Annotated in this window: 14 protein-coding genes; all 14 read left to right on the forward strand. The window is 66.0% G+C overall.

Features of this window, described 5'->3' with window-relative positions; genetic code table 11:
• The first annotated feature begins 57 nt into the window (after window positions 1-57).
• A complete protein-coding gene (locus OG300_RS34910) occupies window positions 58-246 on the forward strand; it encodes a ferredoxin (RefSeq protein ID WP_040854753.1) in 189 nt (62 codons plus the stop codon).
• A 45-nt stretch (window positions 247-291) separates the two neighbouring features.
• Window positions 292-1194 (forward strand): 3-oxoacyl-ACP reductase, encoded by a 903-nt coding sequence (locus tag OG300_RS34915; RefSeq protein WP_405488451.1) that lies wholly within the window; start codon window positions 292-294, stop codon window positions 1192-1194.
• Between the two features lie 323 nt (window positions 1195-1517).
• Window positions 1518-2282 (forward strand): MlaE family ABC transporter permease, encoded by a 765-nt coding sequence (locus tag OG300_RS34920; RefSeq protein ID WP_405488453.1) that lies wholly within the window; start codon window positions 1518-1520, stop codon window positions 2280-2282.
• 4 nt (window positions 2283-2286) lie between these two features.
• Entirely contained in the window at window positions 2287-3138 is an 852-nt protein-coding gene (locus tag OG300_RS34925; protein ID WP_405488455.1) for an MlaE family ABC transporter permease, read from the forward strand.
• A gap of 16 nt (window positions 3139-3154) precedes the next feature.
• On the forward strand, window positions 3155-4399 hold the full coding sequence (locus OG300_RS34930; RefSeq protein WP_405488457.1) for an MCE family protein: 1245 nt from the start codon (window positions 3155-3157) through the stop codon (window positions 4397-4399).
• Window positions 4400-4401: 2 nt separating this feature from the next.
• Entirely contained in the window at window positions 4402-5427 is a 1026-nt protein-coding gene (locus OG300_RS34935) for an MCE family protein (protein ID WP_405498800.1), read from the forward strand.
• On the forward strand, window positions 5424-6485 hold the full coding sequence (locus OG300_RS34940; RefSeq protein WP_405488459.1) for an MCE family protein: 1062 nt from the start codon (window positions 5424-5426) through the stop codon (window positions 6483-6485). The genes OG300_RS34935 and OG300_RS34940 overlap by 4 nt, the downstream gene beginning before the upstream one ends.
• A complete protein-coding gene (locus OG300_RS34945; protein WP_405488461.1) occupies window positions 6482-7729 on the forward strand; it encodes an MCE family protein in 1248 nt (415 codons plus the stop codon). Before OG300_RS34940 ends, OG300_RS34945 begins: the two co-directional genes overlap by 4 nt.
• Entirely contained in the window at window positions 7729-8967 is a 1239-nt protein-coding gene (locus OG300_RS34950; RefSeq protein WP_405488462.1) for an MCE family protein, read from the forward strand. The genes OG300_RS34945 and OG300_RS34950 overlap by 1 nt, the downstream gene beginning before the upstream one ends.
• Window positions 8964-10373 carry an MCE family protein gene (locus tag OG300_RS34955; protein ID WP_405488464.1) on the forward strand — a complete coding sequence of 470 codons (1410 nt, stop codon included), beginning with the start codon at window positions 8964-8966 and terminating at the stop codon, window positions 10371-10373. Before OG300_RS34950 ends, OG300_RS34955 begins: the two co-directional genes overlap by 4 nt.
• Complete coding sequence (locus OG300_RS34960; protein ID WP_405488466.1) at window positions 10370-11242, forward strand: hypothetical protein; 873 nt, start codon at window positions 10370-10372, stop codon at window positions 11240-11242. Before OG300_RS34955 ends, OG300_RS34960 begins: the two co-directional genes overlap by 4 nt.
• Window positions 11239-11727 (forward strand): h domain protein, encoded by a 489-nt coding sequence (locus OG300_RS34965; RefSeq protein ID WP_405488468.1) that lies wholly within the window; start codon window positions 11239-11241, stop codon window positions 11725-11727. Before OG300_RS34960 ends, OG300_RS34965 begins: the two co-directional genes overlap by 4 nt.
• A 188-nt stretch (window positions 11728-11915) precedes the next feature.
• Window positions 11916-12899: a 3-oxoacyl-ACP synthase III family protein gene (locus tag OG300_RS34970; protein ID WP_405488470.1), complete on the forward strand. Its 984-nt coding sequence runs from the start codon at window positions 11916-11918 to the stop codon at window positions 12897-12899.
• A 97-nt stretch (window positions 12900-12996) separates the two neighbouring features.
• Window positions 12997-13968 (forward strand): oxidoreductase, encoded by a 972-nt coding sequence (locus OG300_RS34975; protein WP_405488472.1) that lies wholly within the window; start codon window positions 12997-12999, stop codon window positions 13966-13968.
• The last annotated feature ends 5 nt before the right edge of the window (window positions 13969-13973 follow it).

Raw genomic sequence — 13973 nt, forward strand, 5'->3', positions numbered from 1 at the left:
CGGATCGCGGAGCACTGTTGTTACTCTCGGCCGAACCCTGTTCCGAAGGAGTCAGTTATGAAGGTCATCGTCGATTTCGACCAGTGCGAAGCGAACGGAATCTGCGTCGGAATCGCCCCTGATGTCTTCGATCTCGATGACGACGACAACCTGCACGTCAATGAGGCCGAGGTGACCGAGGCCAACCGGCGTGACATCGAGTCGGCCGTGGCGCAGTGCCCGAAGGCGGCGCTGAAGCTGGTCTGAGACCAGCCTTGCCCATCAGGTAGAACACGTTCTAGAGTCGGCCCGGTGAGCGATTCTGATGTAAGTCTTGCCGGCCGGGTTGCCATCGTCACCGGCGCGGGCGCCGGGCTGGGCCGGGCCGAAGCCCTCGAGCTGGCCCGGGCCGGCGCGTCGGTCATCGTCAACGATCTGACCGAGAACGACGCGGTCAGCGCGACCCTGGCCGACATTCGGGCGCTCGGCGTCAAGGCCGAGTTCGTGGCCGGCAGCATTGCCGAGCGGGCCACCTCCGACGCCCTGATCGGCACCGCCGAGGAGACCTTCGGCGGCCTGGACATCGTGGTCAACAATGCCGGGATCACCCGGGACAAGATGTTGTTCAACATGTCCGACGAGGATTTCGACGCGGTCGTCGCGGTGCACCTGCGCGGCCACTTCCTGCTCACCCGCAACGCGGCCGCCTACTGGCGCGCCAAGTACAAGGAGAGCGGCGCGCCGGTCTACGGGCGCATCATCAACACCTCCTCGGAGGCCGGTCTGCTCGGTCCGGCCGGTCAGGCCAACTACGGTGCGGCCAAGGCCGGTATCACCGCGCTGACCCTGTCGGCCGCGCGGGCGCTCGAGGGTGTCGGCGTGCGCGCCAACGCGATTGCGCCGCGGGCCCGTACGGCCATGACCGAGAAGGTCTTCTCCGCCGCCCCCGACCAGGGCCCGGATCCGCTCTCGCCCGATCACGTCGCCCGCCTGGTGGCCTATCTGGCCTCTCCGGCAGCCGATTCCGTCAACGGTCAACTGTTCGTCGTCTACGGCCCGATGGTGGCGCTGATGGCGGCTCCGGTGGTGGAACGGCGTTTCGACGCCGAGGGCGAGTGGACCCGCGAGGGCCTGGCCGACGCGCTGGGCGGCTATTTCTCCGAACGTGGTTCGGACGCATCGTTTTCCGCCTCTTCCCTGAAGGATCTGGGTTAAGGCTTACCTGAGTTACCCGGGTCGGGGGGCTGTGAGTTCGTATAGACGACGCACACCCCCTGCGCCACGGTTGATCACGCGATCGATCGTTGGTAGGAATGGGGACAACTCTGTGTGGCGCCTCACAAAGCGTCACCGTTCTGACGGTTAGGCTGCACTGAACATGTTCTCGAAACTGGACGCAAGTTCAGAAAGATGACCTGTTCAAAACCGTCGAAACCTTCCCGGATGGCACGAGAACGTGTTCTAATCTTCGGGCGGGACCGAGATCACATTCAGATCTCGGTTGCTATAGCAAGGCAGGGGCAGGAGGAATAGCGGGAATGAATGAAGTCCTTGCCGTACCGCTGCGGGCGGTCGGAGGGTTCTTCGAACTCGCCGGCGCGGTCGCCCGTGCTGCAGTACGGCCCCCGTTCCAGCGACGGGAATTCATCGATCAGTCCTGGTTCATCGCCCGGGTTTCCATCGTGCCCACCCTATTGGTGGCGATTCCGTTCACCGTGCTGGTGAGCTTCACACTCAACATCCTGCTGCGCGAGATCGGCGCGGCGGACCTGTCGGGCGCGGGCGCCGCGTTCGGCACCATCACCCAGGTCGGCCCCATGGTCACTGTGCTCGTCGTAGCCGGTGCGGGTGCGACCGCGATCTGCGCGGACCTCGGGGCGCGCACCATCCGCGAGGAGATCGACGCCATGCGCGTACTGGGCATCGACCCGGTGCAGCGGCTGGTCGTCCCGCGCGTGCTCGCCTCCATGCTGGTGGCCCTGCTGCTCAACGGCCTGGTCTCGGCGATCGGCATCCTCGGCGGGTTCGTGTTCTCGGTCTATCTGCAGGGCGTCAACCCGGGTGCGTTCGTCAACGGCCTCACGCTGCTGACGCATCTGCCCGAACTGGTGCTCTCCGAAATCAAGGCAACGCTTTTCGGTCTCGTCGCCGGACTGGTCGCCTGCTATCTCGGCCTGAACGTCAAGGGCGGGCCCAAGAGCGTCGGCGACGCGGTCAACCAGACAGTGGTTTTCGCGTTCATGGCGCTCTTCGTCATCAACGTGGTGGTAACCGCCGTTGGCATCAAGTTCACGGCACGGTGATCTGATGTCGTTCGTGATCCAAAGTCGTTTCCCCAAGGTGACCAACCGCTTTCGGCGATTCACCGCGGGCCTCGATTCGGTCGGCCACCACGCGGTGTTCTACGCGCGCTCGATCGCCTCGGTCCCGAAGGCCCTGGTGCACTACCGCACCGAGACCATCCGCCTGATCGCCGAGATCTCCATGGGCACCGGTGCTTTGGCGGTGATCGGCGGCACCGTCATCATTGTCGGGTTCCTGACCCTGGCCGCCGGTGGCACCATCGCCGTGCAGGGCTACAGCTCGCTCGGCAATATCGGCGTCGAGGCCCTCACCGGCTTCTTCTCCGCGTTCATCAACGTTCGCATTGCGGCGCCGGTGATTTCGGGTATCGGCCTGGCGGCCACCCTGGGGGCGGGTACCACGGCACAATTGGGAGCCATGCGCGTCTCCGAGGAGATCGACGCCCTGGAGGTGATGGCCATCCGGCCGGTCCCCTTCCTGGTGGGCACCCGAATGCTGGCCGGCATGATCGCCATCATTCCGCTGTATTCACTGGCGGTCATCGCCTCGTTCATCGCGAGTCGCTTTGCGACCGTGGTGATCTACGGCCAGTCGGCCGGTGTGTACGACCACTACTTCTCGACCTTCCTCATCCCCAGCGACATCCTCTGGTCCTTCGCGCAGGCGATCTTCATGGCCATGGCGGTCATGCTGATCCACACCTACTACGGCTATCACGCCGCGGGCGGACCGGTCGGTGTGGGCGTGGCGGTAGGCAATGCGGTGCGGGCCTCGCTGATCGCGGTCGTCATGGTGACGCTGCTGATGTCGCTGGCCATCTACGGCACCTCCGGCAATTTCCATCTCTCCGGGTAGGGGCGGGACACACGACATGGTCCAACAGCAAGGCGGCGTGGTGAACCCGATCGGTTCACCTTTCGTCGAGAAACCAAGGCCCAAGCGGTACCTCGAACAGAGGTGGGTGATCCGGCTGGCGGGTGCCGGACTGGTACTGGGCATCGTCGCCGCGGTGACGATCTGCCTGGTGAGCTTCGCGGGTGGCTTCGACAACACCGTCAAGGTGTCGATCGCGTCCCCGCGGGCGGGCCTGGTCATGGACAAGGACGCCAAGGTCAAGATCCGCGGCGTCGAGATCGGCCGGGTCACCGGCATTTCCGACGGCAACGACGGCGCGCGCATCGACCTCGCCATCGACCCGGACAAGCTGAAGATGGTGCCGGCCAACGCCACCGTCGACATCAACTCCTCGACGGTCTTCGGCGCGAAGTACATCAACTTCATCGAACCGCAGACCCCCTCCTCCGACTCGCTCAAGCCGGGTTCGGTGGTGCAGGCGGGCGCGGTGACGGTCGAATTCAACACGCTGTTCCAGCATTTGACGGATCTGCTGGGCAAGGTCCAGCCGGAGAAGCTCAATGCGACGCTGACCGCGCTGGGCACCGCCCTGCAGGGCCGCGGCGACAAACTGGGTCAGCTCATGGTCGACAGCGACGATGTCCTCAAGGCCCTCAACCCCAGCCTCCCCGACCTGCAGCGCGATCTGCAGACCTCGGTGGGCGTCACCAACCTCTACGCCGACACCGCGCCGGATCTGTTGCGCACCACCGGAAATGTGGCCGTCACCGGCGGCACCATCGTCGATGAGAAGGACAACTTCGACCGGGTGCTGCTGAATCTGGTCGGCCTGGCCAACGACACCGGCACCGTGCTCTCGGACAACGAGAAGGCCCTGGTCGACACGCTGGGCGTGCTGCGCCCGACCACCGAGTTGCTCAACGAGTACAACCCGGCCCTCTACTGCCTGGTCGTCGGCTCCGCCGACGCGCTGCCGGTCGGCAACCGCATTTTCGGCGGCGACGGCCCGTACGTGACGCTGAACGCCGGCTTCATGGGCGGCGGCACTCCGTACTCGTACCCGAAGGATCTGCCCAAGGTGAACGCCACCGGCGGCCCGCACTGCGAGAACATTCTCGACCGGGTGCCGGGCAGCCACTCCCAGTACATCGTCACCGACACCTCCGAGGGCGAGGTGTGGACGCCGCCGACGAGCACCAGCCTCAACGGTCCCCGAGTGTTCCAGCTGCTGTTCGGTGATGTTCCGGGGGTGGCCAAGTGAAAATCAAACCGCATGCGAGCACCGTGAAGCTGGGGATCTTCACCCTGGTCATGGTGCTGGTGCTGGCCGGGCTCGGCGTGATCTTCAGCGAGATGCGCTTCTCCCGCTCGACCGGATACCACGCGATCTTCACCAGTTCGGCCGGGATGCTGCCCGGTTCGAAGGTGCGCATCGCGGGTGTTCCGGTGGGCTCGGTGAGCCGGGTCTACGTCGGCAAGGACCATCTGGCGCACGTGGACTTCGATCTCGACCGCCAGTACCACATCTACTCCGGTACCCAGGCCGCGGTGCGCTACGAGGATCTCGTCGGCAACCGCTACCTGGAGCTGATGGACGGCCCGGGCACGGCGCAGCCGCTGGGCAAGGGCGCCACCCTCGGCGTCTCCCAGACCAAGCCCGCACTCGACCTGGACATGCTGCTCGGCGGCATGAAACCGCTGCTGCGCGGCCTGAATCCGGATCAGGTCAACGACCTGACCGGTGCGCTGCTGCAGGTGTTCCAGGGACAAGGCGGCACGCTGGTGTCGCTGCTCAACAGCGGCGGCTCCTTCAGCAAGACCCTGGCCGACCGGGATGCGTTGATCGGCAGCGTGATCGAGAATCTGAAGACGGTGCTCGGCACCATCGATCAGAACAACGCGGACTTCCAGACCACCTTGACCGAATTGCAGCGCCTCGTAAGCGGTCTCGCGGCGGACAAGGACCCGATCGGTGACGCACTGCCCCGATTGGCCACGGCCACCGGCGGACTCAATGATCTGCTGATGCAGGTGCGCCCGGATCTGAAGGCGGACTTCCAGCAGCTCGGCACGCTGTCGCAGAACCTGGACGATCACACCGACGATCTGAACTACGTGCTGGGTCTGTTGCCCGAGACCTACAAGAAACTGATTCGGATCGGCTCCTACGGTTCGTTCTTGAACATGTTCGTCTGCGGCGCGGCCCTTCTCGTCGACGCGCCGGGCGGCGGAACCACTCGCATCACCCTGCCGGGCGGTCAGAACACAGGAAGGTGTGCGCCGAATTGAACCAACAACGCTCACCGCTGATCAATGTCGGCCTGGTCGGCATCGTGCTGGTGGTCTCGATCTGCCTGACTGCCTTGCAGTTCGACAAGCTGCCGTTCATCCGTTCGGGTGCGGTCTTCACCGCCTACTTCGCCGATGCCGGCGGGCTGCTGCCCGGCGACCAGGTGCAGGTGGCCGGCGTGAAGTCCGGCGAGGTCGAGTCCGTGAAGCTGGACGGCCCGAAGGTCGAGATCAAGTTCAGCCTCGACGAGGCGATTCCGCTGGGCACCAAGACCACCGCGGCCATCAAGACCAACACCGTGCTGGGCCGCAAGTCGCTCGAGGTGGTGCCGACCGGCGACGGTGCGATGCGCGAGGATCAGCCGATCCCCTTGGAGCGCACCACTTCTCCGTACTCGCTCACCGACGCGCTCGGTGAACTGGCGACGGACGTGAAGGGCATGGACACCGACCAGGTCAACAAGACCCTGGACACGCTCTCGGAAGCCTTCGCCGACACCCCGGGACCGCTGCGGTCGGCGCTCGACGGCGTCACGGCGCTCTCGCGCAGCCTCAATGCCCGCGACAAGGCGCTCACCGACCTGCTCTCGCACGCCCAGAACGTCACCAAGGTGCTGGGTGATCGTGCCGTGCAGATCAATTCGCTGCTGGTCGACGGCAACAGCCTGCTCGGCGAGCTGAACGACCGCCGGGCCTCGCTGAGCCAGCTGATCGTCTACATCAACGGTCTGGCACAGCAGCTCACCGGCTTCGTGAACGACAACGAAGCGCAGCTGAAACCGACTCTGGACAAGCTGAATTCGGTGCTGGACACACTGACCAAGAACAAGGACAACATCAGCAAGGCGGTCGACGAACTCGGCCCGTTCGAGGCCGCGCTCGGCGAGCAGGTCGGTAGCGGACCGTACTTCCAGGCCTACCTGGCCAACGGCGCCAGCCCGGCACTGCAGATACTGGTCGACTCCATGGTGTGGCCGCAGCATCTGCCGGACTCGCTGCAGAACATGCTCAACGGCGCGTTCCAGACCCAGACCAATCCCAAGGAGCCGCCGCGATGAACAGACTTCGCACGGTGCCGCGGTGGACCAAGCTCACCGCCGCGGCCGTGGTGGTCGCGCTGGCCGGGTGGCTGGTCTACGGACTGGTCTCCGACATCGGCAAGAAGCACATCACCGCGTACTTCCCCTCGACCAACGGTCTGTACGCCGGTGACGAGATCCGGGTGCTCGGCGTGAAGGTCGGCCGCATCGACTCCATCGAGCCGGGCAAGGACCGGGTGACGGTGAAGCTGACCGTCGACCGCGGCGTCGACGTGCCCAGCGACGCCAAGGCCGTCATCATCTCTCCGTCGCTGGTCTCGGCGCGGTTCATCCAGCTCGCGCCCGCCTACACCGGCGGGGCGAAGATGGGCGACGGCGCGCAGATTCCGGTGGAGCGCACCGCCGTTCCGGTGGAATGGGACGACATCAAAGCTCAGCTGACCCGGCTGTCGACCGCGCTCGGTCCGATCGGCGAGGACAAGCAGGGATCCTTCGGCCGGGCCATCAACACGGCGGCCGACAACCTCGGCAACGGCAATGCCCAGGCCTTCCGCGACACCCTCAAAGAGCTGTCCAGCACGCTGAGCACGCTCTCCGACGGCCGCACCGACCTGTTCGGCACCATCCAGAACCTGCAGAAGTTCGTCGATGTGCTGTCCAAGTCCAACGATCAGATCGTGCAGTTCGGCGGTCGACTGGCCTCGGTGTCCTCGGTACTGGCCGGGGTCTCCACCGATCTCGGTGCGGGACTGGACAATCTGGACTCCGCGATCGGCGATGTGAAGCATTTCCTCGACAGTCGCGGCGGCGCGCTGACCGACAGCGTGCAGAAGCTGGCGGACGCCACCCAGATCCTCGCGGACAAGAAGCCGGAACTGGAGCGGATCATGCACTCCGCCCCCACCGCGCTGGTGAACTTCTACCAGCTCTACAAGCCGGCCCAGGGCACGCTCACCGGTGCGCTGGGCGCCCCGAACTTCGCGAATCCGACCGCATTCCTGTGCGGCGGTGTCGAAGCCGACCCGGTCAACGATTCCGCGCACAGCGCCGAGCTCTGCAGGCAGTACCTGGCGCCCGTCATCCAATCGCTGATGATGAATTACCCGCCGCTGCTGGTGAATCCGGCGACCGAGCAGAACGCGTTCCCCAACCAGCTGACCTACAGTCCGTCGAGCCTGGCCAACCAGGCGCCGGCGGCCGACGGTTCGCAGGTCGCCTCGCCCAAGTCGCTCTCCGACCTGCTCACCGGAGGTGGACACTGATGAACAGTCGACGAATTCGCTTGGCGGGCATGGCGATCAGCGTGGTCGCGGTGTTCGGTGTGAGCGGCTGCCAGTGGGACGGGCTGAACTCCCTGCCCATGCCGGAATCACCCGGCACCGGGGCGGGCTCCTGGCAGGTCAAGGTCCAGATGCCGAATGTGACCACGCTGACCCGTAATTCGCCGGTCATGGTGAACGACGTGTCCGTCGGCACGGTCACCGGCATCGAGGTGCAGGATTGGCACGCACTGGTCACGCTCTCCCTGGAGAAGGGAGTCACGTTGCCCGCCAACGCCATCGCGCGCATCGGGCAGACCAGTCTGCTGGGCAGCAACCACGTGGAGCTGGCCGCGCCGACCGACACCCCGGCCCAGGGGCGGTTGCAGGGAGGGGATCTGATCCCGCTCGAACGCGCCGGGGCCTATCCGACCACCGAGCAGACGCTGTCCTCGCTCTCGGTGGTGCTCAACGGCGGTGGCATCTCCCAGGTGGAGACCATCACCAAGGAGCTCGACGCGACCTTCAAGGGGCGCACCGACGCGATTCGGGACCTGCTGCCGCAGCTGAACCAGCTGACCACCACCCTGGACAAGCAGACCGGTGACATCATCGCCGCGATGAGCGGGCTGGACCGGTTCGCCGGGGTGTTCGCGCAGCAGAAGGATGATGTCACCAAGGCCATCACCCAGATCCACCCGGCGCTCACCGTGCTCGCCGATCGCCGCGAGAACGTCACCAAAGCCATTACGGCCCTTGGTGGTTTGAGCGACACCGTGAACAAGGTGATCGATCAGGGCGGTGACAATCTGAAGGCCGACCTGGCGAATCTGGAGCCCGCGCTGCAGTCGCTGGCCGCGACCGGCAGCAAGCTCGTCGACTCGCTGCAGTGGCTGCTGACCTTCCCGTTCCCGATCAAGAACATCGACAAGGTCATCAAGGGCGACTACATGAACCTGTTCATGACGGTCGACCTCACCGGCGCTCGGCTGGACTCCAACTTCCTGACGGGCACTCCGCTGGGCGGCAGCCTGGGCGGTGCCGAGGCGACCCTCGGAACCGGTGTGACGCAGAAGTTCCCGCAGGGCATCGGCGATCCGCTCACCGATCCGCTGAAGACCGCGCCACAGACCACCACGCCGACGCCGACGCCGAGTATCGCCGGGCTGCCGCCGATTCCGGGTCTGCCGGCCATTCCGGGACTGACCGTGCCCGCGCAGCAAGGGGGTGACGGGAAGTGAAACTCAGTAGGTTCGTCAAGGTCCAGCTGGCCATCTTCTCGGTGCTGACCATCATCGGCCTGACCGTGATGGGTGGCAGCTACGTGAAGATCCCGGCCATGTTCGGGATCGGAAGATACGGCGTCACAGTGCAATTGGCCGCGACCGGTGGGCTGTACCCCACCGCGAACGTGGCCTACCGCGGCACCAACGTCGGCAAGGTGTCCGACGTCAAGCTCACCCCGGCCGGCGTGGACGCCAAGTTGTCCATCGACAGCGACTACAAGATCCCCACCGATGTGACGGCCTACGTGAAGAGCGTGTCGGCCATCGGCGAGCAGTTCGTCGATCTGGTTCCGGCCGATAATCCCAAGGGCGGCAACCTGCACGACGGTTCGGTCATCACGGTGGACCAGACCAAGCTGCCCCAGGACGTCGGGGCGATGCTCGATCAGGCCGATCGGCTGCTGTCCACCGTCGCCGACACCAAGCTGCAAGAGGTCATCAACGACGCGTTCGTCGCCTTCAACGGCGCCGGGCCCGACCTGCAGCGGTTCATCGACTCGGCCTCTCTGCTGGTGCAGGAGGCCAAGGGCAACACCGACGCCACCAAGGATCTGCTGGACAAGATCGGTCCGCTGCTCGACACCCAGAACCAGACCTCCGACGATGTCCGGGGCTGGACCAAGGACCTCGCCACCGTCACCGATCAACTGCGGCAACATGATCCGTCGCTCAAGGCGATCCTGCAGCAGGCGCCGTCCACGCTGCAGAAGGTGAACGCGACCTTCCAGGACCTGAAGCCGACGCTGCCGATCATGCTCGCCAATATGCTCAGCGTCGGGCAGGTCGGGATGACCTATCACGCCGGGCTCGAGCAGATCCTGGTCCTGTACCCGCCGCTGCTCTCAGGACTGCTGACCGCCATTCGCGGGCCCGTGCAGAACGGCGCCATGGTCGACTTCATGCTCGGCCTCAACGACCCGCCGGGTTGTACGACCGGCTTCCTGCCCGCGTCCGAGCGGCGCTCGCCCGCCGATCTCTCCGAGATCCAGACTCCGGCCAACATGTACTGCAAGGTGCCGCAGAACGCCAAGGAAGCGGTGCGCGGTATCCGCAATACCCCGTGTGTCGATGTGCCCGGCAAGCGTGCGCCGACTCCCGAGCTCTGCCACGATCCCAACGGCTATCAGCCCGAGGGCGACAACCCGCCGTTCGGTGCGCCGAACCCGGTGGACAACAACGGGCAGCCGCTCGACAAGGTGCTGGGAGACCAGCACGCGCCCTTCATCGCGCACGAGGATCCGGGCACCGGCACCTTCGTCGGACCTGATGGTCACGTGTACCGTCGGGGAGACGTCAATGCAGATGGTTCCACCAAGGTGCCGTCGAGCTGGCAACAGCTGCTTCAGGAGCCAACGCGATGAGCGAAACCCCAGCAAACCGAGACCGCACTCGGCGGCGCGTCGTCCGCCGGGCGGGTCCGCCCGTCGAGGGTGACGGCGCCATCGAGGTCAAGGAGACCTCGGTCGCCGCCGTGAGTCCGAAACCGGTCGAGGATGTGCAGCCGACTCCGGTCGCCGAGGCGACGTCGGTTGCGTCCGTCGAGCCCGCGGCCACCGAGCCGGCGGCACCGGTCGAGGTCGCCGCCGAAACCGAATCCGCCGAAGCGGAACCGGAATTCGTGGTCGCGGTGGTCGAGGACTCGGCTGCGGCCGAGTCGGCTGGGGTGCCAGCAGCCGACGCGGCGGCCGAATCGGAATCCGAAGGCGCCGAGTCGAAGTCGCGGGTCCGGCGGATCTACGCCGCGCTCGGCCGGTCGGGTTCGATCGCCGCCGCGGTCGCCCTGATCTCGACGCTGGTGCTGATCGGCTCGGGTGGCCTGTTCTTCTACCACCAGAACCGGTCCGATGCGCTCAGTGAGCGGCGCGCGGAGTACGTCCAGGTCGCCAAGCAGGCCTACATCGACATGGTGACGGTGAAGTCCGATACCGCCGGTCCGGACCTGGACCGCCTGTTCGCGGTCGCGGGCGGCGGTCTCAAGGACGATCTCGCGGTGAACCGGGACGACTACAAAAAAGTCTTCGAGCAGATGAAGGTGCAGTCCTCCGGCAAGATCATCTCCGCGGCGCTGGAAAGCGATGACGCCAACTCGGCCAAGGTGCTGTTGCTGGCGCAGCAGACCGTGTCCAATGCCGCGTCCAACGGTCCGATGCAGAAGGACTATCGCTTCCGGGTGACCGTGAACCACACCGGCGGCACCGTCACCGCCACGGGCTGGGAGCTGGTGCCGTGAAAATCACCCCTCGTAACATCCTCTTCGCCGTCGCCGGCGTTCTCCTGATCGCGGCCGTGGTCGCGGGATCGCTTGTCGGCGACCGCTTCTGGTCCGACCGCACCGCCGAGCGCAACCGCACCTCCGCGACCACGTTCGCGCAGGACGTGGTGGAGGACCTCTTCACCTACAACTACGACTCCGCCGAGAAGGAACTGCCGAAGGTCGCCGACAAGCTGTCGGGCCCCTACCGCGACTCCTATCTGAAGGTGATCAACGAGCAGGCGATCCCGGCGGCCAAGGAGAAGAAGCTCGACGTCCAGACCATCGTCTCGGCGACCGGCATCATCAACGCGACCCGCAGCAGCGCGACCGTCCTGGTGATCGCGGACCAGCGCTTCTCCAACTCCCAGTCGGGCCAGGAGACACTCGCCAGCGACCGCCTCGAGGTACACCTCACCAAAAACGGTGACAGCTGGCTGGTTTCGGACATCAAGACGACCTAGTCGATCTCCCGAACATTCGAGTACTGCGGCCCCGGACCTTGGTCCGGGGCCGCAGGCGTACGTATGGGGCCCCGGAAGGGCCGTAGTCCTGCGCGGTAGTCGACTGGTCGCGGCACGCGTATCGATCTAGGCTCCGAAGGAAGCTCGGGTACGGGACGGCGCTTACGGACAGGCAGGAGGGCCGGGGATTGATCGGGATTCTGCGGACGGGTGGCTATGTCCCGCCGGTGGTTGTCGACAATACCGCCATCGCCGAATGGTCCGGGGTGGATGAGGAGTGGATTCGCAGTCGGACCGGGGTGTTCGAGCGGCGGTATGGGGAAAACGATACGGCTGCATCGGATCTGGCGTATGCGGCGTGCATTGATCTGCTGGGCACGGATCGGGCGGCGTGGCCGCGGATCAGTGGGATCATCGTGGCCACCTCCACCGGGGATCAGCCGCAGCCTGCGACCGCGGCGATATTGCAGGACAAGCTCGAGTTGTACGGGGTTCCGGCGTTCGATGTGAACGCGGTGTGCGCGGGGTATCTGTTCGCGTTGAATACGGCGGCGGGGCTGCTGGATCGGGGGCTGGACCGCGAGGGTGCGGTGCTGGTGGTCGGGGTGGATATGTACTCGCGGATCCTCGATCGGCGGGATGTGCGGACGGTGAGCCTGTTCGGGGACGGGGCGGGGGCGACGCTGGTCGGGGTGGTGCCGGAGGGGTACGGGATCACGGCCAGCCGGTTGAGCACGGATGGCAGGTTGCATCCGCTCGTGGGGGTGCCCGGGGGCGGGTCGGCGCGGCCCTTGGATCCGGGGGCGTGGGAGGCGGGGGAGCAGTTCTTTCGGATGGACGGGCGGGCCGTGCGCGACCATGTGCTGTCGGCGCTGCCCAAGCTGATCGAGCAGGTGCTCGGTGAATGTGGGCTCGCACCAAAGGATTTGGATCGGGTCATCTTCCATCAGGCGAACATGCGGATGATCGAGGCGTTCATCGACGCGCTCGGGGTGGATCCCGCACGGGTGCCGGTGACCGCGCCGCGGTACGGGAATACGGGGGCGGCGTCCATTCCGATCACGTTGCACGAGGCGCACCTCGAGCGGCCCCTGCGGCGTGGCGAGACGATTCTGCTGGCGGGGGTCGGCGGTGGGATCAGTTCCGGTGCGACCGTGGTGAAGTGGTACTGACGCGTCGAGTCAGTGGTCGCCGGGTGGCCGGGGCGGAGCGGTCGATCTAGGCTTCCGGACGGAGCAGTGCAGGATTCGGAAGAGGCGGGATCGTATCGTGGCAGACAAGGCGGCGCCGTGGACTTCGGCGGACATTCCAGATTTGAGCGCGAAGACCGCCGTGGTCACCGGGGCCAGCGGTGGGCTCGGGTTGGAGACCGCGAAACAGCTTGCGGCGCACGGGGCTCGGGTGGTGCTGGCTTGCCGGAACGCGGCGAAGGCGGATGCGGCGGCGGCGGAGATTCGGGCGGCCGTGCCGGGGGCCGAATTGCCCTTCCTGGCAGTGGATCTGGCCTCGCTGGAGTCGGTGCGCGCGGCTGCCGCGCGGTTGCACGACGAGGTCGATCAGGTGGATCTGCTGGTCAACAATGCGGGTGTGCTGAATCGGGAGCGGTCGGTGACCGTGGACGGGTTCGAATCCACTTTCGGGACAAACCATCTCGGGCCGTTCGCGTTCACGGGTCTGGTGCTGGATCTGTTGCGGGCCGCGCCGCAGGGGCGGGTGGTCACGGTGACCAGTGGGGACTCGGCGCAGCGCGGGGCCTCGTTCGAGCTGGATGATCTCGAGTTCACACGGCGGAAGTACAAGGGGTACCCGGTTTACGGGCAGTCGAAGGTCGCCAACGCGCTGTTCGCGTTCGAGTTGCAGCGGCAGCTCAACGGGACCGAGTCGTCGGTGAGCTCGGTGCTGGCGCATCCGGGGGCGGCGGAGTCGGGGTTCGCGGCGAACTTCGGGCCCGCGGTGGCGTTCTTCGCCAAGCCGTCCACGCGGTGGATGTTCCGGTTCATCATGCAGACCGTGGAGATGGGGGCGCTGCCGACGCTGCGGGCGGGCACCGATCCGGGCGTGCGGGGCGGAGAGTTCTTCGGGCCCACCGGATTCACCAAGGGGTATCCGGTGATCAACGAATCCAGTGAACAGGCCCGCGATCCCGAGTTGGCGGCGCGGCTGTGGGCCGAGTCGGAGCGACTGACCGGGGTCACCTACCGGTTCGAGGATGTTGTCGACGGGGTCGAGGCCGGGGCCTGACCCGC

Source organism: Nocardia sp. NBC_00511 (genome assembly GCF_045161165.1).
Taxonomy (GTDB): Bacteria; Actinomycetota; Actinomycetes; order Mycobacteriales; family Mycobacteriaceae; genus Nocardia.